The sequence below is a fragment of the Bradyrhizobium sp. HKCCYLR20261 genome, assembly GCF_051168435.1.
GTDB lineage: Bacteria > Pseudomonadota > Alphaproteobacteria > Rhizobiales > Xanthobacteraceae > Bradyrhizobium.
In genome coordinates this window covers 274,801-292,775 of sequence record NZ_JBNPUZ010000001.1, presented here as the reverse complement: position 1 = coordinate 292,775, position 17,975 = coordinate 274,801, and the positions used below count along the sequence as shown (strand labels likewise).

Sequence of the window (17,975 nt, the reverse complement as noted above, 5' to 3'; positions counted from 1 at the left end):
GTCCGCAAGTCTGATCCGGGAGCGTGGACCGTGCCGTGGCGGCCACAGGAGGTCAAGTGCAACGCGGCAACACTCCACGATTAGTCCTGTTAACCCGGGCGCGGTGTTCTTTTCTTGGCCGGACAGGACCTTTAGAATGGCAGCCAGCTCAAGGAGATTGCAATGCGGACGCTGAAGGCCGGACTCGTGAAGACTGCAGGCCTCGCGGCCGTCGGGACGCTGTTGGCGGTCGCATCCGCCCAGGCTGACTATGTGCCGGCCTTCAAGGGCAACGACACCGGCGGCATCATCGCCTATCAGCTGGCCCAGACCACCGATGCGCGCCAGCTCGCGGTGGATCATTGCGCCTCCTACGGCAAGGTCGCGAAGTTCAAGGCCGTCGACGCCCGCTATGGCGGCTATGTGTCGTTCGCCTGCCGCTGGGTACCTTACGGCTCGGCGCAACGGCCGCTGCGGACGCTGTACTGATCTTCGATCCACTGCCGTTCGCTCGATCGACGTTCTCCTAATTGCCATCTTTTGGCGGCATTCGCTCCGGCATCGCGCAACAATCTGGAACGAAGCTGATGACCCGCACCCGCACCGCCCTCGGCCTGTTGGCCTGCTGCCTTCTCAGTGTGGCCGCCAGCCATGAGGCTCGCGCCGTGGACCTGCCGGTCCGCAAGGCGGGGCTATGGGAGCTGAAGATGATGCGGTCCGGCAGCCAGCAGCCGGACGCGACGATGCAGCATTGCACCGACGAGTCGACCGACAAGGAGATGAACAACTTCGCTTCGCCGATGGCGCAGCAGGTCTGCTCCAAGCAGGAGATCCAGAAGACGGCGACCGGCTATGTCAGCGATTCCGTCTGCAATTTCGGTGGCATCAATACGACGTCGCATGCCGACATCACCGGCGACTTCAACTCGGCCTACACGGTGAAGACGATGTCAAAGGTCCAGGGCGGCGCCGCAGGCACGACGGGCGTGAAGGACACCGCCATGACGATCGAGGCCAAATGGCTCGGCGCCTGCAAGCCGGACCAGAAGCCCGGCGACATCGTCATGCCCGGCGGCATGAAGATGAACATCAAGGACATGAACAAGCTGAAGAACCTGATCCCGGGCGTGAAGTAGCAGCCTCTCGCCGCGGGCCCGGTGCGCTCCCCTCCCCGCAAGGGGGAGGGGAGCGCACTGCCCGTGTTGTGAGATATCGACTCCGACTGCCGCGCAGCGCTGCGCCTACACCGGAATCCGCACGCTCGCCCGCAAGCCGCCCATCGGGCTGTCGCTCAGGGTAATGTCGCCGCCATGCGACCGCGCGATGTCGCGGGCGATGGCGAGGCCGAGGCCGGTGCCGCCTTCGTCCTGGTTGCGGGCGTCGTCCAACCGCAGGAACGGCTTGAACACCTCCTCGCGCATGGCCGCGGGAATGCCGGGACCGTCATCGTCGACGGTGATGGTGAGGTAGCGGTGGTCGCGATGGCCAGTGATGGCGATGGCGTCAGCGTGGCGCGCGGCGTTGGAGACGAGATTGCCGAGGCAGCGCTTCAGCGCCTGCGGCTTCACCGTCACCACCGGCAGGCCGTGGAACGACACCGTGGCGGAATGACCGTTGCGCTCGGCATCGCCGCGCAATTCCTCCAGCGCGTTCGAGATGTCGGTCGGCTGCGCGATCTCGCCATTGTCGCCGCGCGCGAACGCCAGATAGTCCTCCAGCATGTGCGACATCTCGTCGACGTCCTTGCGCATGGCGTCGATCTCGGGACTGTCGCCGAGCAGCGCCAGTTCGAGCTTGAAGCGCGTCAGGATGGTGCGGAGGTCGTGGCTGACACCGGCCAGCATCGCCGTGCGCTGCTCCATCGCGCGCTCGATGCGGGCCTTCATCTCCAGAAACGCATGCGCCGCGCGCCGCACCTCGCGCGCGCCGCGCGGCCGGAAGTTCGGCACCTCGCGGCCCTTGCCGAAGCTCTCTGCGGCGTCGGCGAGGCGCAGGATCGGCTTGATCTGGTTGCGCAGGAACAGCACCGAGACGATCAAGAGGATCGAGGACGTGCCGACCATCCAGAACAGGAAGATGTCGGTGTTCGACGCATAGGCCGCGCCGCGCTGCGCGAACACGCGCATCACGGCATCATCGAGCGCGATGCGGATCTCGACCAGGTTGGAGCGGCCGACGGTGTCGATCCAATAGGGGCGGCTGATCTGGCGGCCGATCTGGCTCGACAGCGACTGGTCGAGCAGATTGAAGAACGGCTTCGGTCCGGGCGGCGGCATATCGCCGGCGGGCAGGAAGTCGACCACGAGATTCAGCCGCTGCTGCGCGATCCGGCGCAGCATGGTGCGGTCCTTGTCCTGCGGATAGCCCTTGTAGATGTCGATCAGCGCAGCGACGTCCTGCACCACCGCGGCCGACAGGCGCCGCGTCACCGTGTTCCAGTGCCGCTCCATGAACACGCCGGCGACCACCGTCTGCAGGATCACCATCGGTACGATCATGATCAGCAGCGCGCGGGCATAGAGCCCGGTCGGCATCCAGCCCTTGAAGGCGTTGCCGACAATGCTGTTGGCGCGCGACACGCGGCGCGAGGCGGTGCGGATCAGGGTGAGGCCGGTGTCGAGCGTGGTCATGATGTGCGCAATCGCTGCATGCGTCCGTCATCGCGAGCGAAGCGACGCAATCCAGAGTCATTGCGGGACCCTGGATTGCGTCGCTTCGCTCGCAATGACGAGGAGAGATCGGGGCGCTTCACGTCCTGCAGCGGCGAGGCGACAGCCTTCGCCCAGGCGCCGGTCTGCTCCCTCTCCCTGTCGTTACGGGGAGAGGGCTGGGGAGAGGGGCAGCCGCACGGGGAGTGTTCGTGGTGAGACCTGTACCCCCTCACCCCAACCCTCTCAGCGCGAGCGAAGCTCGTCGCGTCCCCGCATCCGCCTTCGCTCTTCGAGCTACGGCGGACAAGAGCGGGGAGAGGGAGCGCACCGAGCGCGGCGCTCCATCTCGGCTCCAACTTGCTCCCCGCCGCCAACATGGAGGAGGCCCTATATGCCCTCGTACCAAGGACGAGCGGGTCAGTGCGCTGCTTCAAAAGCCCGCTCATCCTCACCCCGACGTCATCAGTCGGTAGCCGATGCCGCGTACGGCTTGCAGGAACAGCGGGTTGGCGGGATCGATCTCGAGCTTGCGGCGGAGGCGGTTGATCTGGACGTCGACGGCGCGCTCGTTGACGGTGCCGTTGCCGGTCAGCGCGCCGCGCGGCACGGTCTCGCCGCGGGCATTGGCGAGGATGCGCAGCATCTCGCGCTCGCGGTCGGTGAGATGAACGATCTCCTCACCCTGTTTCAATTCGCCGCGCGCCAGGTGATAGACGAACGGGCCGAAGCTGATCTGCTCGACGACCTCTTCCGCCGGCGGCGGCGCGGCGCGCTTGAGGATGTTGCCGATGCGCAGCGCGAGCTCGCGCGGTTCGAACGGTTTGGCGACGTAGTCGTCAGCCCCGAGCTGCAGCCCCTCGATGCGGCTCTCGGGCTCCGCGCGCGCCGTCAGCATCACGATCGGCACCGAGGACTGCGTGCGGATGGAGCGGGCGAGGTCGAAGCCGCTTTCGCCGGGCATCATCACGTCGAGGATCAGGAGATCGAAATGCAGCCCCGTCAGCTTGGCGCGGGCATCGCTTGCGCTCGCCGCCGTGGTGACGCGATAGCCTTCGCCGCGCAGGAAGCGCGACAAGAGATCGCGGATGCGGCGGTCGTCGTCGACGAGCAGGAGATGCGGCGCGTCGTCGGCCGGCGTCTGCTGCTGATGCGGGGCGATGGCGGTGATCGTCACGGTCACTCCTTGGCAGCGGCGACGGGCGTCCTGAAGATCGCTTCCAGCACCTTGTCCGGATCGTCGCGATCGATCATCGCGCGCAGGAATTGCCGGACTTTTTCGGCGCCGGCCGGGCCGATCTGCTCCAGCGCGCGGTCGATGCGCTTGGTCTGCAATCCCGCCAGCCTGACCACCAGCGCCTCGCCTTTGGGGGTGGCGAAAAGAAGGCGCTGCCGGCGATCATTGTTGCCGGTCTTCTGCACGATGTAGCCCTCGTCGAGCAGCTGCTTGAGCACGCGGCCGAGCGACTGCTTGGTGATGCGCAAGACGTCGAGCAGGTCGGCGACCTTTAGGCCCGGATAGCGTGTGACGAAATGCATCACGCGGTGATGCGCGCGGCCGAAGCCGAACGCCTCCAGCTCATGGTCAGCATCGCCGACGAAGTCGCGATAGGCGAAGAACAGGAGCTCGATGATGTCCCAGCGCAGCGTCTCGCCGCCGGCGGCCGCAGCGGGCTCACCCGGACGCACATCCGGGCTCAACGTCGGAGACGAGAAATTTATGTCAGCCATATTGACGTTTCTGCGGTTCAATGTTACAAAACAATCGCCCGCCACGAAATTTTAGATCGTTTCATCGGCGGGTGATCGTCTCAAGGCGTGTCTGAACGGGCCGAAAGCAACCCCGACGGGCAACTCTTGGCGGTGTATTCAACAACCGTGTGATGTCGAGCGGCATTTCGGCAAACCATACTGGACTTCCGCGAGGCGCAAAAGCATGTCCTGTCGTGGCATGCTTGCCTGGCAACCCGGCGCGACGCCGGTCACGGCAGGTCTGAAAATTCAAAGGACGACGGCCCGGATCGACGGGGCGGCGCCAGAACTCGCGAACGGCGACCAGAGCGGGGGAAGCAAGGACATGACTTTGACATTCGACATCAAGCCGACAGCGAATCCGACCTCCGACCAGGAGCGGGCGGCCAAGCTCGCCAATCCCGGCTTTGGCCGCGTGTTCACCGATCACATGGCCGTGGTCCAGTACAGCCAGGACAAGGGCTGGCACAGCGCCCGCGTCGAATCCCGCGCCAACTTCCCGCTCGATCCGGCCGCCGCCGTCCTGCACTACGCGCAGGAGATCTTCGAGGGTCTCAAGGCCTACAAGCGCGACGATGGCGGCGTGAACCTGTTCCGTCCCGACGCCAACGCCAAGCGGTTCTGGAATTCGGCCGAGCGCATGGCGATGGCGCAATTGCCCGAGAGCGTCTTCATCGAGGCGGTCGAACAGCTCGTCCGCATCGACCGCGCCTGGATCCCGGGCGGCGAGGGCAGCCTCTATCTGCGCCCATTCATGATCGCCAACGAGGTGTTCCTCGGCGTGAAGCCGTCGGCGGAGTACATCTTCGCCGTCATTGCGTCTCCGGTCGGCTCCTATTTCAAGGGCGGCCCGGCCCCGGTCTCGATCTGGGTGTCGGAGAACTACACCCGCGCCGCGGTCGGCGGCACCGGCGGCGTCAAATGCGGCGGCAATTATGCCGCGAGCCTGAAGGCGCAGGCCGAGGCGATGGCGCAGGGCTGCGACCAGGTCGTGTTCCTGGACGCGATCGAGCGCCGCTATGTCGAGGAGCTCGGCGGCATGAACGTGTTCTTTGTGTTCGCCGACGGCTCGCTGTCGACGCCGCCGCTCGGCACCATCCTTCCCGGCATCACCCGCGACTCCATCATCAAGCTGGCGCGCGACGCCGGCCGCGAGGTGCGCGAGGAGGCGTATGCGATCGACCAGTGGCGCGCGGATGCCGCGAGCGGCAAGCTGAAGGAGGCCTTCGCCTGCGGCACCGCCGCGGTGATCTCGCCGATCGGCAAGGTGCGCTCGACGAGCGGCGACGTGCTGATCAACGGCGGCGACGCCGGCCCGGTCGCCATGGGCCTGCGCAAGCAGCTGGTGGATATCCAATACGGCCGCACCCCGGATCCGCACCAGTGGATCAGGGATGTGAAGTAGGGGTGTGGAGGAGGGGGCAGCCCCCTTCGGCTGGCAATTCTGGGTACCATCGAGCCGCGATGGCGGTCTCCTCCCCTCCCCCTTGCGGGGAGGGGTCGGGGGTGGGGGTCGCAGCAAAGACTGCCCGTGTGGACCCCCACCCCCAACCCCTCCCCGCAAGGGGGAGGGGGGCGGACCGCATGCGGAGCGAAATGCTCGGCTCATATTCATAGGCCGCAGCCGAACCAGCGCGCCGCACGCCTGATCCTGCTTCCGGTTGCCGCACCCTTCCTCGGCTGCTACCAACCCTCTCAACGCATTCCATCCTGTAGGGTGGGTAAAGGACCGCAATAGCGGGCCGTGCCCACCGCTGCGATGTCATCTAGCCCATGGTGGGCACGCTGCGCTTTGCCCACCCTACGGTCGAGTCCCATGTCCGACAAACCCAAGAAACCCCAGAAGCTGAAGGCGCGGCTGCCGCGCGGGCTCGAGGATCGCGGCCCCGCGGCGATCGCGGCGACGCGCGAGATGGTCGAGAAGATCCGCACGGTCTATGAGCGCTACGGCTTCGAGCCGGTGGAGACGCCGGCGTTCGAATACACCGACGCGCTCGGCAAATTCCTGCCCGACCAGGACCGGCCGAACGAGGGCGTGTTCTCGTTCCAGGACGATGACGAGCAGTGGATCTCGCTGCGCTACGACCTCACCGCGCCGCTGGCGCGCTATGTCGGCGAGCGCTACGGCACCGACGGCCTGGTGCTGCCGTATCGCAGCTACCGTTCCGGCTACGTGTTCCGCAACGAGAAGCCCGGCCCCGGCCGCTTCCGCCAGTTCATGCAGTTCGACGCCGACACCGTCGGCTCGGCATCGCCAGCGGCCGATGCCGAGATGTGCATGATGGCGGCGGACACGCTGGAGGCGCTCGGCATTGCCCGCGGCGACTATGCGATCAAGGTCAACAATCGCAAGGTGCTCGACGGCGTCATGGAGGCGATCGGCCTCGGCGGCGATGAGAACATCGGTCGCAGGCTGACCGTGCTGCGCGCGATCGACAAGCTCGACCGTCTCGGCGAGCGCGGCGTGCGCGAACTGCTCGGCGCCGGCCGCAAGGACGAGAGCGGCGACTTCACCAAGGGCGCCGGGCTCGACGAGACGCAGATCAAGAAGATCGAGACCTTCGTCAATGCGCGCGCGCTGGTCGCGCCGCCGACGCTCGCTTATGCCGGCGACAAGGATGTCGCGCAGCGCCTCGCCGGCGATGCCGATCGCAAGGAGAGCGAGTACGACATCGCCCGCCGCATCGTCGACATGCTGCGCGAGACCTTCGCCGACTCCAAGCTCGCGGTCGACGGCCTGAACGAACTGGTCGAGATCGCCCGCCTGGTCGATGCTGCCGGTTATCACATCCAGATCATGGTCGATCCCTCTGTCGTGCGTGGTCTCGAATACTACACGGGCCCGGTGTTCGAGGCGCAGCTGCTGGCGGCGATCCCGAACGAGAAGGGCCAGCCGGTGGTGTTCGGCTCGGTTGGCGGCGGCGGCCGTTACGATGGTCTCGTCTCGCGCTTCCGCGGCGAGCCGGTGCCGGCGACCGGATTCTCCATCGGTGTCTCCCGTCTGCAGGCCGCGCTGACCTTGCTCGGCAAGCTCGACACGCGGCCGGCCTTCGGCCCCGTCGTGGTGACCGTGTTCGATCGCGACCGCGTCGCCGACTATCAGAAGATGGTCTCGACCCTGCGCGGCCACGGCATCCGCGCCGAGCTCTATCTCGGCAATCCGAAGAACATGGGCAACCAGCTCAAATATGCCGACCGCCGCAACGCGCCCTGCGTCATCATCCAGGGCTCGGACGAGAAGGCGCGCGGCGAGGTGCAGATCAAGGATTTGATCGAGGGCGCCAAGGCCGCGGCCGCGATCGCCTCCAACCAGGAATGGCGCGAGAGCCGCCCGGCGCAGGTTTCGGCCAAGGAAGACGAACTCGTCGCCGCCGTCCGCGAGGTGCTCGCGCGGCATGACGTGAGCTGGGGGTAGGGGAAGGCCGTCATGCGCGGGCCTGACCCGCGCATCCATCACTTCAAACAATTCCGACGATTTCAGAAGATGGATTGCCGGGTCAAGCCCGGCAATGACGAGCTTCAGACAAGGCTGACTAACAGGGAGCAACCAATGCCCGAGATCACCATCAACATGGCCGCCGGCCGGACCGACGAGCAGAAGACCAACATGATGCGCGACATCAGCAAGGCGCTGGTGACGCATCTCGGCGTCGATCCCGAGGCCGTCGTCATCCAGATCAACGAGGCGCCGCTGACCCACAAGATGAAGGGCGGCAAGACCTTCGTCGAGCGCCTGGCCGAGCAGAAGAAGTAGCGCGCCGTCGTCCGGGCGGAGCGCGGCCATTGCCTCGGTCTCGCAACCACCGCCGTCGTCCCGGCGAAAGCCGGGACCCAGACCCCCCGGGAGCGGTTTGAGGCAGGCTGGTCATTGGCATTTTGCCCATCACGGCGGCTGCGGCGTCTGGGTCCCGGATCAGCGCTACGCCGCGCTGCCGCGCGTCGCAGCTTGTCTGGGACGACAGCGGAATTTGGAGCGACCATGGACGCACGTGACATCATCAAGCCGGGGATGCGCGCCGAGCGCCTGCTGGTCGTGCCGCCGGAGCGCACCGTCGGGCACTTCGTGCCGCATATGCCGATGGTCTATGCGACGCCAATGATGATCCTGGAAATGGAGATGACGTCGGGCGACGCCATCAATCCGGTACTGCCGCCCGGCTGGGTCACGGTCGGCACCGAGGTCAATATCCGCCATCTCGCGGCCTCGCCGGTCGGAGCCACCATCCGCACCGTGGCCGAGGTGATCGAGGTCGAGCGCCGCGTCATCCGCTTCAACGTTGAAGCCTATCATGGCGAGACCAAGATCGGCGACGGCCGCCACGGCCGCGGCCTGATCAATGTCGAGCAGTTCAAGAAGCGCTTCGGCGTGCCGTAGGGCAGTTAGACCGACTGGCCCGTTTTCAACAGCGAGCAGCCGGTGATCTTGAGGCTGCCATCGGGCTGGACCTGCAGCGTGTACAGCGCCTCCCAGGCCTGGCCGTCGGGATCGACGATGTGGACGCGCTGCGCGACGCTGTCGCCTTCGACCTGCGCCGCGCCGAACTCGAAGCTACGGTGGCGATAGACCGGCGGGTAGCCGCTCTTCACCATGCTCATGAAGATCTCGATACTCGGAAACAGCGCCTGGATTTCGGGCGCTGCCTGCGCATAGGCGGTCGCGCCGTCATCCCGAGCTAAGGCCTGCTCCTGGGCGCGAATGACGCTTTGCGCGGCGCCGGCGTCGGCTGCGCTTGCGGATTGCGCCCATAACGACAGCAGCAGGACGAGCGGCATCAGAATGCGCATGTCGTGTCCTCCATCGGCAGTTCGGATCATAGATATCATGCGCCACGCGCCGCCCGTGACAAGCCTGCCGTGGCGCGTCAATGTCGCGGGCCGGTGTCGATCCACCGGCCGGACTGTGTCGACGCCGTCACGTCTTCGCGAGCCAATATCCGCGAGCCATGCGACCGGCGCGATGCCCGCCGCGCCGCGTCCGGCTTGATCTGGTCGGATGCGGCGCGAATCATGCATGCATGGCCGCGAACGAAACAGGGGCAGCATGACCGATTTTTCCAGGACCCGGGGGCTCTTCACGATCCCTGAGGGCGTCATCTATCTCGACGGCAATTCGCTCGGCGCGCTGCCCTCCGCGGTGCCCGCACGCGTGGCCCACATGCTCCAGGCGGAGTGGGGGCAGGAGCTGATCCGCGGCTGGAACAGCGCCGGCTGGATGGTGCAGCCGCGCCGCGTCGGCGATCGCATCGCGCGGCTGATCGGTGCGGCGCCCGGCACGGTCGTGATGGGCGATACGCTGTCGATCAAGGTGTATCAGGCGCTCGCCGCGGCGCTGTCGCTCAATCCCGATCGCCGCGTGATCCTGTCCGACAGCGGCAATTTCCCATCCGATCTCTACATGGCGCAGGGCCTGATCCGCATGCTCGGCGATCGCGCGTCGCTGAAAGTGGTCGAGCCCGAACAGGTCGAGGCCGCAATCGACGACAGCGTCGCCGTGCTGATGCTGACCGAGGTGGACTACCGCACCGGCCGCATGCACGACATGGCCGCGCTGACGAAGAAGGCGCATGCCGTCGGCGCACTCACGGTGTGGGACCTCGCGCATTCCGCAGGCGCCGTGCCGGTGGACCTTGCCGGAGCTGATGCCGATTTCGCCGTCGGCTGCACCTACAAATATCTCAATGGCGGCCCCGGCGCGCCGGCCTTCATCTATGTCGCGCCGCGTCACGCGGAGATCGCGCCGCCGGCGCTGTCCGGCTGGATGGGACATGAGGCGCCGTTCGCCTTCGATCTCGATTACCGCCCTGGCGGCGGCATCGAGCGGATGCGGATCGGCACGCCGCCGATCATCGCGCTGGCGGCGCTGGATGCGGCGCTGGACGCGTGGGAGGGCGTGTCGATGCAGGACGTGCGCAAGGCCTCGATCGCGCTCTCCGAGCTGTTCATCGCAGAGGTCGCGACGCGTTGTCCGTCGCTCACCTTGGCGTCGCCGCGCGATGCGACGCGCCGCGGCAGCCAGGTGTCGTTCCGTCATCCCGACGGCTATGCGATCATGCGCGCGCTGATCGCGCGCGGCGTCATCGGTGACTTCCGCGCGCCGGACGCGCTGCGCTTCGGCTTCACGCCGCTCTACATCGGCGAGGCCGAGGTGCGCGGCGCCGTCGACATTCTCGCGGAGGTGCTCGACAACAAGCTCTGGGACAGACCCGAATATCGCCAGAAGGAGCTCGTGACATGAGCAACGCCCCTTACGATCCCGCCACCGAAGGTGCGCGGATGAACTTCAAGGGACGGATGTCCTATGGCGACTATCTGATGCTGGACCGCCTGCTCGACGCGCAGGCGCCGCTGTCGACGGCGCATGACGAGCTCTTGTTCATCATCCAGCACCAAACCTCCGAGCTGTGGATGAAGCTCGCGATCCACGAGATCAAGGCAGCGATGGCCGCGATCGCCAAGGACGATGTGCAGCCGGCATTCAAGATGCTGGCGCGGGTGTCGCGCATTTTCGAGCAGCTCAACGGCGCCTGGGACGTGCTGCGCACGATGACGCCCAGCGAATACACACTGTTCCGCGACAAGCTCGGCGAGTCCTCCGGTTTCCAGTCGTTCCAGTATCGCTCGATCGAATTCCTGCTCGGCAACCGCAATCTCGCGATGCTGCGCCCGCATGCGCATCATCCAGAGCTGACGGCGGAGCTGGAGTCGATCCTGGCGAAGCCCAGCCTCTATGACGAAGCGCTGCGGCTGCTCGCGCGGCGCGGCTTCTTCATCGGCGCCGACGGCCAGCGCACCGACTGGCGCGGCACGCGGGCTGAGAGCCCCGAGGTCGCCGCGGCCTGGACCAGCGTCTATCGCGATCCGCAGCGGCATTGGGAGCTGTATGAGCTCGCCGAGAAGCTGGTCGATTTCGAGGATTATTTCCGCCGCTGGCGCTTCAACCATGTCACGACGGTGGAGCGCATCATCGGCTTCAAGACCGGCACCGGCGGCACCTCGGGCGTGAACTACTTACGCAAGATGCTGGAGATCGTGCTGTTCCCCGAACTCTGGAAGCTGCGCACCGGGCTGTGAGGCCGCGCGCACATTCGATCAGGAGATATCAATGCTGTATGCCGTCAAGGACTGGGACAACGCCTATGCCAACGGCCCGAACATTCCCGGCGGCGAGCGCTGGCCTGGGCTGTGGGTCGCGCCGGCGGAAGCGTATCGGAAAGAACTTGCGGGGCAGGGCCGCGCGAAGCTCGACATCGCCTACGGCGCGCATGAGCGGCAGCGGCTCGATCTCTTCCTGCCGGAAGGAAAGCCGAAGGGTCTCGTCGTGTTCGTGCATGGCGGCTACTGGATGCGGCTCGACAAGAGTTTTTGGTCGCATCTCGCGAAGGGACCGATCGCCCACGGCTTTGCTGTCGCGATGCCGTCGTATCGGCTGTGCCCCGAGGTCGGCCTCGCCGACATCACGACTGACGTGGCACAAGCGATTGCCAAGGCGATGGACGAGGTTGATGGGTCTGTCGCGCTGACCGGCCATTCCGCCGGTGGCCATCTCGTCAGCCGCATGATCTGCCGCGGCGCGCCGCTCTCGACAGAGCGGCAGAAGCGCATCACCAGCGTGGTCTCGATTTCCGGCCTGCACGATCTGCGCCCGCTGCAGCGGACCGCGATGAACGACACGCTGCATATCGACGATGCCACGGCGTTGCACGAGAGCCCGGCGCTGCTGGTGCCGGTCGATGGCGTCGACGTCACCGCCTGGGTCGGCGGCGCCGAACGCAACGAATTCCGCCGCCAGGCCCAGCTGCTGGCGAATATCTGGATCGGTCTCGGCGCGTCCACGGCCTATGTCGAATCCCCGGACCGGCACCATTTCGACGTGATCGATGAACTGGCCGATGCGGAAAGCGGGCTGGTGAAGGCGCTGGTGGCGCAATAAGCGCGCACTCGCGGCGAGAACCGCGATGGCGGTGCGATCGCCATCGCGACCGCTCATCAGAACACTATCGTCAAAACCAATTACTGCTATCGACATAACTCATTATGGAATGATCTCACGGCTGGCTAGTCTCATCGCATGTTGAACGCTGATGTCCACTCGCATCGTTGCGGGTGGACCGGCTCTCACCTTGACGAGAGGCATCGATGCCAGTCCGCCGTCCGAGTGCACCCGAGCTGCAGCAAGCTGCGCGTGAGATCGGCCTCGATCTCGATGATGCCGATGCGCTGTCGTTTCTCGCGCTGATGCAGGGCCAGCTCGACGCCTACGATCTCGTCGACGGCATGGCCACTCCGCTGCCCGAGGTCAAATATCCGCGGCCTCCGGGCGTCCATCCGGCGCCGCAGGACAATCCGTTCGGCGCCTGGGCGGTGACTACGCGTATCCGTGGCGCTTCGGAGGGCAAGCTGAAGGGCAAGCGCGTCGCCATCAAGGACAATGTCTGCGTTGCCGGCGTGCAGATGATGAACGGCGCGACCATCCTCGAAGGCTACGTGCCGGAGATGGATGCGACCATCGTCACGCGCCTGCTGGACGCAGGCGCTGATATCCTCGGCAAGGCGGTCTGCGAGTATTATTGCGCCTCCGGCGGCAGTCACACCTCCGCCAACGGCGTCGTCGAAAATCCTGTTGTGCCCGGCTACAATGCCGGAGGATCGTCATCCGGATCGACCGCCCTGGTGATGGCCGGCATCGTCGACATGGCGACCGGCGGCGACCAGGGCGGCTCGATCCGTATCCCCGCGTCCTATTGCGGCGCGGTCGGTCTCAAGCCCACGCACGGCCTCGTGCCCTACACGGGCATCTTTGCCGTCGAGCTCACGGTCGATCACGCCGGACCGATCACCCGCACCGTCGCGGACAATGCGCTGATGCTGGAGGTGATGGCGGGACCTGACGGCCTCGATCCCCGGCAGCGCGGGGCACCCGGGCAGAACTACACGCAGGCGCTGCCGCAAGGGGCGGCCGGCTTGCGGATCGGCATCGTGCCTGAAGGGTTCGGCACGGCCGGCGCCGAGAGCGAGGTCGACGACCGTGTGCGCGAGGCGGCGGGCCGTCTCCAGGCAAAAGGGGCCGACATTCGCGAGGTCTCGGTGCCGCTGCATGCCGCCGGCGCGGCGATCTGGACGCCGATCTTCCTCGAAGGCGCCACCGATCTGATGATGCGCGGCAATGCCTATGGCAGCAACATGAAGGGCGTGTTTCTCGAGAGCCTGCTGGATGCCCATGCGCGCTGGCGCGACCGGGCCGGCGAGTTGTCGGAGACGCTGAAGCTCGGCATCCTGACCGGTCACTACATGTCGTCGCGCAACCGCGGCCGCTATTACGGCAAGGCGCAGAATCTCAACCGCCTGCTCACGGCAGATTATGATTGCGCCCTCGGAGAGGCCGATCTGCTGCTGATGCCGACGACGCCGATGGCGGCGACGCGACTGCCTCCCGCTGGCGCGTCGCGCGAAGAGATCATCGGCCGTGCGTTCGAGATGGTCGGCAACACCGCGCCGACCTGCCTCACTGGCCATCCGGCGATTTCCGTACCTGTTGGGAATACCTCCGACGGCCGGCCGATCGGCGCGATGCTGATCGCGCGTCATCTCGACGAAATGACGTTGTACCGTGCCGCGGCAGCGCTGGAGGCGTGCTATCAGTAGCGAGCCTGCTGATCGGCCTACGGCCGCGATGGCAGCAGCCCGGCGAGCTCGGACAATCCCCGGATCCGGTGGTCGGGGGCGAGCCCGAGCTCGTCCATCTGTGTCCGCATCGCCTTGAACATCGTCAGCGGCGGCACGACTGCAGTGCTGTCGCAAGCCGCGGCCATCGCCTCTTGTGTGACCCGCTCGATCCACGCGACGTTCAACCCGAAGGCCTTGGCGCCGATCGCATCCCAGGGATTGGAGCTGACGAACAGCACTTCGGCCGGCTTGGCGCCGAGTTCGGATTCGATCAGGGAATAGGCCTCGGGGCTGGGCTTGAAGATCCTCCTGGCATCGACGCTGATGGTCTTGTCGAGCAGGCGATCGAGCCCGGTGTTTCGCACCAGGGTGTTCAACATCGTGGGCGAACCGTTCGAGAGGATCGCCAGTTGGCATCCCTGGAGATGGTTCAGGGCCGGCAACGCGTCCGCGTAGAGATCGAGATGGACGTATTTGTCCATGATCCTGTCGAGCAGCGCTTCTTCGTAGCGCAGTCCGAGGATCCGCAAGGTGTAGATCAGGGATTGGCGGGTGACCGTCTCGAAATCCTCGTAGCGCCGCATCAGCGAGCGGAGCCAGGTATATTCGAGCTGCTTCATGCGCCAGACCTGGGTGATCATGTCACCATGGCCCGGAAAGGCTGCATCGGTAACGGCCGCCACCGACTGGATGTCGTAGAGCGTACCGTAAGCGTCGAAAACCACGGTGTTGATCGCCACGGGACCTGTCCTTGTGTCGAGGGTGCGCCCGGAGGACTGATGCGAGTTCCGTCAGCCGATGCCGCAAGTCTGGTCTTTACGGACCGCGGCCCGGCCGACAAAGTGAAAAATGACGATGTCAGTATCGTCTTTTTCGATAGCGGGGATTGTCGTGAACTTCGATATCGACTGCCTCAGATCGTTTCTCGTCATCGCCGACACGATGAGCTTCTCGCGCGCCGCCGAGACCGTCGGCCGGTCGCAGTCGACGATCAGCCAGCAGATGACCAAGCTCGAAATGCAGGTCGGCAAGCCGTTGCTGGCAAGGCGGAAGGGCCGGGTGCTGGAGCTGACGCCCGACGGCGACCGCTTCGTGCAATACGCCCGGCGCATCCTGCAGCTCAACGACGAAGCCTATGCGTCGATGAGCGACGACGTCCTGGTCGGGTTCGTCCGGCTCGGCGTTCCGCTCGACTTCTTCGGCCGCGACTTCACGACCTGGCTCGCGCGGTTCAAGCGAAAGAATCCGATGGTCGGCATCGAGGTGGAGGCCAATCAGTCGGAAAGCCTGATGAAGCGGAGCGCCCGCGGCGAGTTCGACCTCGCCTTCTTCAAGCAGGACGTCGGCGCCCGCGCCGGCACCTCGATGCTGACGGAGCAACTGGTCTGGGTCAGCGGCCCGAACTACAGCCCGGATGATGCGTCCATCCCGCTGGTCCTGTTCCCGGAGGGCTGCGCCTATCGCCGCTTCGCGCTGTCGTCGCTGAAGCAGCATGACCGGCGCTGGCATCTCAGCTTCGTCAGTCCGAGCTTCGAGTGCCTGAAGGCGGCGACGCTCGAAGGCTTGGGGATCACGGTCCTGGCACGCGCATTGGTGCAGCCGCCGCTGCGCATCATCCGGCAGGATCTCGGCCTTCCCCGCCTGCCGGCCGTGGAACTCGCTTATGCCCGCGGCCGGACCAACTCCCGGACGGTGGGGGAGTTGACCACCTTCCTCGCCGACAGGCTGACGGGAGCCGGCCTGCCGGCGTAATGGCCGCAGATTCGCTCGGAGATCAGCTCTGCGCCACCGCATCGCCCCAGGCATGCGCGATCTCGGTCGCGCCGCTGTTGGTCTCGCCATCGCGCAGCACGATGCTGGGGCAGGCGAACTTCATCGGCATGGTCTGCACCGGCGCCGGCACGGTCTCGAACTTCGCGGAGAGTGCGTTGATCACCTCCGCCGGCAGCCGCGTGTCGGCCCCGACCACGTCGCCTTCGCTGGCGTCGATGCGCGGCTGATGGATCGCGGCGTCCAAATCCATGCCATAGTCCATCACGAAGGACAGCATCTGCGCCACGGCGGGCAAAATACGACGGCCGCCGGAAGCGCCGAGCGCGAGACGTTTCCCCGCCGCGGTTTCCGCCACGACGGGCGTGTAGTTGGTCAGGCAGCGCTTGCCGGGCGCGAGCGAGTTGGTGGTGCCCGGCGTCGGGTCGAACCACATGATGCCGTTGTTCATCATGATGCCGCTCTGCGGCGCCTGGAACTTCGAGCCGAAGCCCGACAGCAGGGTCTGCGTCACCGCGGCCATGTTGCCGTCGCGATCGACCACCGAGTAATGCGTGGTGCAGGCGGGCGCGAGATATTCGGCGCCGAGCGCGCGCTTGCCGGCAGCATCGCCCATGTCGTTCAGCCGTTCGCGATAGGCCGATTGCAGCGCTTCCGCATAGGCGACGAACGCACCGGCATCGGGCGTCTTGCTGCTGGCCGTGATGCTCGCCTGCATCAGCCGCAGCGCGTGTGCCAGCGTGGGGCCTGCGGTGAGCTCCGGCGTGGCGAACACGGTGCCGCCGCGATAGGGAATCCGCAGCGGCTCGCGGACATGCGCCTCGAATGCGGCGAGATCCTCGACCGAGAGCGCGCCTCCGGCGGCCTGGATGTCGCGGGTCATGGAGCGGGCGATGTCGCCCTGGTAGAAGTCGCGGGCGCCGGCTTGGGCGAGATGCGACAGCGTCGCCTTGAGCTGCTCCAGCGGCAGCCGCGTCACCGCCTTGGCGCCCCATTGCGGGTTTGGCGGCAGGCCATCCTTGAGATAGGCCGCGGCGCTGCCGGGATAGCGGCGCAAATCGGCGGCGCAGCTCGAGATCATCACGGTGGTCCACCAGTCCACCAGCAGGCCTTCGGCGGCCAGCGCGACGCTCGGCTTCACCAGGTTCTGCCAAGGCAGCCTGGCATAGCGGCGGTGCGCCGCCTCCATGCCGGCGACGACGCCGGGCACGGCGATCGCGCCCGGACCATGCAGGTTGCGGTCGTCCTTGACGCGGGGCCACGGGAAGATGTCGGGGGACACGCTGCCGTCATTGGTCAGCGGATAGTCCTCGACGCGCAGCGAGTCCGGCGCGCGCATGCCGTAGTCGATCACCTCGACCTTGTTCTCCTTGGCGCGATACAGCACCATGGCGCCGCCGCCGCCGAGCCCGCTCATCCACGGCTCGACGACGCCGAGCGCAAAGCCGGTCGCGATGACCGCGTCGATGCAGTCGCCGCCGGCCGCCAGCACCTCGGCGCCGATTTCGGCCGCCCGCCGCGACTGCGCCGCGACGATGCCGCCCTTGGCTGTCACCGCCGGCTTGCGGATCTCCTGGCGATTGGAAAACTGATACGGCATGGCACTTCCCTTCGATCCGCCTCATTGGTCGGGCGAATTGACACCGTCGGCCGCCGACACACAATCGGCAACCGCGCCTGCCTCCTCAGCTCAGATCGAATGGCCGGACCAGGCGTTGAGGAGAAATTTACCATTCAGGCCTTATGGTCGTCGGCAGACCAGATCGATCTCGATCAGCGCGTCATAGGCGAGGCCGGTGACGCCGACGCAGGTGCGGGCCGGCAACCGGTCCGGCGGGAAGAATGAACGGTAGGTTTCATTCATTGCCGCGTAATCCCGCTTGAACTCGGTCAGGTAAATCCGAGACATCACAATATGTTCGAGGCCGAGGTTGAGACCTTGGAGGATGTACTTCAAGTTCTGCATCACCGCCTTCGTCTGATCCACGATCCCCTCCGGCAGCACGCCCTTCGCCTCCGGTGAGTCCGGCATCTGGCCGGTGACGAACACGAAGCCATCGGTCTCGACGGCATGGCTGAACGGCGCCACCGGCTTGGTCGCGCCGGCGATCATGTGGAACTGCATGGTGGTGTCCTCTCGTGTGTGGCTCAATGGAAAGACGA

The 17,975-nt window shown here is 66.1% G+C and carries 18 protein-coding genes; 11 read left to right on the top strand and 7 right to left on the bottom strand.

The features are described 5' to 3' along the window. Nucleotides 1-162: 162 nt before the first annotated feature. Both ACQR1L_RS01335 and ACQR1L_RS01330 read left to right on the top strand, forming a co-directional pair. Nucleotides 163-468 carry a hypothetical protein gene (locus ACQR1L_RS01335; protein WP_434856128.1) on the top strand — a complete coding sequence of 102 codons (306 nt, stop codon included), beginning with the start codon at nucleotides 163-165 and terminating at the stop codon, nucleotides 466-468. 98 nt (nucleotides 469-566) lie between these two features. Next, the gene (locus tag ACQR1L_RS01330; RefSeq protein ID WP_434856127.1) at nucleotides 567-1,115 is read left to right on the top strand and encodes a DUF3617 domain-containing protein; all 549 of its coding nucleotides are present in this window, start codon (nucleotides 567-569) and stop codon (nucleotides 1,113-1,115) included. Between the two features lie 105 nt (nucleotides 1,116-1,220). Here the strand turns inward: ACQR1L_RS01330 and ACQR1L_RS01325 are convergent, their stop codons facing one another. From ACQR1L_RS01325 to ACQR1L_RS01315, 3 genes are all read right to left on the bottom strand, one after another. Continuing rightward, entirely contained in the window at nucleotides 1,221-2,609 is a 1,389-nt protein-coding gene (locus ACQR1L_RS01325) for an ATP-binding protein (protein WP_434856126.1), read from the bottom strand. A gap of 469 nt (nucleotides 2,610-3,078) precedes the next feature. After that, nucleotides 3,079-3,810 carry a response regulator gene (locus ACQR1L_RS01320; RefSeq protein ID WP_434856125.1) on the bottom strand — a complete coding sequence of 244 codons (732 nt, stop codon included), beginning with the start codon at nucleotides 3,808-3,810 and terminating at the stop codon, nucleotides 3,079-3,081. Continuing rightward, nucleotides 3,807-4,358, bottom strand: a complete 552-nt coding sequence (locus tag ACQR1L_RS01315; RefSeq protein ID WP_434856124.1) for a MarR family winged helix-turn-helix transcriptional regulator — start codon at nucleotides 4,356-4,358, stop codon at nucleotides 3,807-3,809. The genes ACQR1L_RS01320 and ACQR1L_RS01315 overlap by 4 nt, the downstream gene beginning before the upstream one ends. Nucleotides 4,359-4,704: 346 nt before the next feature. On the opposite strand from ACQR1L_RS01315, the gene ACQR1L_RS01310 reads away from it, so the two are divergent. From ACQR1L_RS01310 to ACQR1L_RS01295, 4 genes are all read left to right on the top strand, one after another. Further along, nucleotides 4,705-5,784, top strand: a complete 1,080-nt coding sequence (locus tag ACQR1L_RS01310) for a branched-chain amino acid aminotransferase (RefSeq protein ID WP_434856123.1) — start codon at nucleotides 4,705-4,707, stop codon at nucleotides 5,782-5,784. Nucleotides 5,785-6,138: 354 nt separating this feature from the next. Further along, the gene (gene hisS, locus ACQR1L_RS01305; RefSeq protein ID WP_434856122.1) at nucleotides 6,139-7,794 is read left to right on the top strand and encodes a histidine--tRNA ligase; all 1,656 of its coding nucleotides are present in this window, start codon (nucleotides 6,139-6,141) and stop codon (nucleotides 7,792-7,794) included. A 12-nt stretch (nucleotides 7,795-7,806) separates the two neighbouring features. Next, on the top strand, nucleotides 7,807-8,133 hold the full coding sequence (locus ACQR1L_RS01300) for a tautomerase family protein (RefSeq protein WP_434856121.1): 327 nt from the start codon (nucleotides 7,807-7,809) through the stop codon (nucleotides 8,131-8,133). 225 nt (nucleotides 8,134-8,358) lie between these two features. Then, a complete protein-coding gene (locus tag ACQR1L_RS01295) occupies nucleotides 8,359-8,754 on the top strand; it encodes a thioesterase family protein (protein ID WP_434856120.1) in 396 nt (131 codons plus the stop codon). 5 nt (nucleotides 8,755-8,759) lie between these two features. On the opposite strand, the gene ACQR1L_RS01290 is transcribed toward ACQR1L_RS01295, so the two are convergent. Continuing rightward, nucleotides 8,760-9,164, bottom strand: coding sequence for a DUF4864 domain-containing protein (locus tag ACQR1L_RS01290; RefSeq protein WP_434856549.1), 405 nt, complete (start codon nucleotides 9,162-9,164; stop codon nucleotides 8,760-8,762). 256 nt (nucleotides 9,165-9,420) lie between these two features. Between ACQR1L_RS01290 and kynU the strand changes: the two genes are divergently transcribed. From kynU to ACQR1L_RS01270, 4 genes are all read left to right on the top strand, one after another. Then, on the top strand, nucleotides 9,421-10,614 hold the full coding sequence (gene kynU, locus ACQR1L_RS01285; RefSeq protein WP_434856119.1) for a kynureninase: 1,194 nt from the start codon (nucleotides 9,421-9,423) through the stop codon (nucleotides 10,612-10,614). Continuing rightward, on the top strand, nucleotides 10,611-11,450 hold the full coding sequence (kynA, locus tag ACQR1L_RS01280; RefSeq protein WP_434856118.1) for a tryptophan 2,3-dioxygenase: 840 nt from the start codon (nucleotides 10,611-10,613) through the stop codon (nucleotides 11,448-11,450). The genes kynU and kynA overlap by 4 nt, the downstream gene beginning before the upstream one ends. 31 nt (nucleotides 11,451-11,481) lie before the next feature. Then, entirely contained in the window at nucleotides 11,482-12,309 is an 828-nt protein-coding gene (locus tag ACQR1L_RS01275) for an alpha/beta hydrolase (RefSeq protein WP_434856117.1), read from the top strand. Nucleotides 12,310-12,515: 206 nt separating this feature from the next. Next, a complete protein-coding gene (locus ACQR1L_RS01270) occupies nucleotides 12,516-14,021 on the top strand; it encodes an amidase (RefSeq protein ID WP_434856116.1) in 1,506 nt (501 codons plus the stop codon). A 17-nt stretch (nucleotides 14,022-14,038) separates the two neighbouring features. On the opposite strand, the gene ACQR1L_RS01265 is transcribed toward ACQR1L_RS01270, so the two are convergent. Further along, nucleotides 14,039-14,782: a haloacid dehalogenase type II gene (locus tag ACQR1L_RS01265; RefSeq protein WP_434856115.1), complete on the bottom strand. Its 744-nt coding sequence runs from the start codon at nucleotides 14,780-14,782 to the stop codon at nucleotides 14,039-14,041. Between the two features lie 151 nt (nucleotides 14,783-14,933). On the opposite strand from ACQR1L_RS01265, the gene ACQR1L_RS01260 reads away from it, so the two are divergent. Then, nucleotides 14,934-15,794 carry a LysR substrate-binding domain-containing protein gene (locus ACQR1L_RS01260; RefSeq protein ID WP_434856114.1) on the top strand — a complete coding sequence of 287 codons (861 nt, stop codon included), beginning with the start codon at nucleotides 14,934-14,936 and terminating at the stop codon, nucleotides 15,792-15,794. 22 nt (nucleotides 15,795-15,816) lie between these two features. Here ACQR1L_RS01260 and ACQR1L_RS01255 read toward each other — a convergent pair whose 3' ends face one another. Both ACQR1L_RS01255 and ACQR1L_RS01250 read right to left on the bottom strand, forming a co-directional pair. Further along, nucleotides 15,817-17,412, bottom strand: a complete 1,596-nt coding sequence (locus ACQR1L_RS01255) for a gamma-glutamyltransferase family protein (protein ID WP_434856113.1) — start codon at nucleotides 17,410-17,412, stop codon at nucleotides 15,817-15,819. 141 nt (nucleotides 17,413-17,553) lie between these two features. Then, nucleotides 17,554-17,937 (bottom strand): RidA family protein, encoded by a 384-nt coding sequence (locus ACQR1L_RS01250; protein ID WP_006612903.1) that lies wholly within the window; start codon nucleotides 17,935-17,937, stop codon nucleotides 17,554-17,556. Nucleotides 17,938-17,975: the final 38 nt, after the last annotated feature.

Bases quoted from the DNA above. Each gene is read 5' to 3' on its own strand.
- ACQR1L_RS01335 (WP_434856128.1), top strand. From the start codon at position 163: ATGCGGACGCTGAAGGCCGGACTCGTGAAGACTGCAGGCCTCGCGGCC.
- ACQR1L_RS01330 (WP_434856127.1), top strand. From the start codon at position 567: ATGACCCGCACCCGCACCGCCCTCGGCCTGTTGGCCTGCTGCCTTCTC.
- ACQR1L_RS01325 (WP_434856126.1), bottom strand. From the start codon at position 2,609: ATGACCACGCTCGACACCGGCCTCACCCTGATCCGCACCGCCTCGCGC.
- ACQR1L_RS01315 (WP_434856124.1), bottom strand. From the start codon at position 4,358: ATGGCTGACATAAATTTCTCGTCTCCGACGTTGAGCCCGGATGTGCGT.
- ACQR1L_RS01310 (WP_434856123.1), top strand. From the start codon at position 4,705: ATGACTTTGACATTCGACATCAAGCCGACAGCGAATCCGACCTCCGAC.
- hisS (WP_434856122.1), top strand. From the start codon at position 6,139: ATGTCATCTAGCCCATGGTGGGCACGCTGCGCTTTGCCCACCCTACGG.
- ACQR1L_RS01300 (WP_434856121.1), top strand. From the start codon at position 7,807: ATGCGCGGGCCTGACCCGCGCATCCATCACTTCAAACAATTCCGACGA.
- ACQR1L_RS01295 (WP_434856120.1), top strand. From the start codon at position 8,359: ATGGACGCACGTGACATCATCAAGCCGGGGATGCGCGCCGAGCGCCTG.
- ACQR1L_RS01290 (WP_434856549.1), bottom strand. From the start codon at position 9,164: ATGCGCATTCTGATGCCGCTCGTCCTGCTGCTGTCGTTATGGGCGCAA.
- kynU (WP_434856119.1), top strand. From the start codon at position 9,421: ATGACCGATTTTTCCAGGACCCGGGGGCTCTTCACGATCCCTGAGGGC.
- kynA (WP_434856118.1), top strand. From the start codon at position 10,611: ATGAGCAACGCCCCTTACGATCCCGCCACCGAAGGTGCGCGGATGAAC.
- ACQR1L_RS01275 (WP_434856117.1), top strand. From the start codon at position 11,482: ATGCTGTATGCCGTCAAGGACTGGGACAACGCCTATGCCAACGGCCCG.
- ACQR1L_RS01270 (WP_434856116.1), top strand. From the start codon at position 12,516: ATGCCAGTCCGCCGTCCGAGTGCACCCGAGCTGCAGCAAGCTGCGCGT.
- ACQR1L_RS01255 (WP_434856113.1), bottom strand. From the start codon at position 17,412: ATGCCGTATCAGTTTTCCAATCGCCAGGAGATCCGCAAGCCGGCGGTG.
- ACQR1L_RS01250 (WP_006612903.1), bottom strand. From the start codon at position 17,937: ATGCAGTTCCACATGATCGCCGGCGCGACCAAGCCGGTGGCGCCGTTC.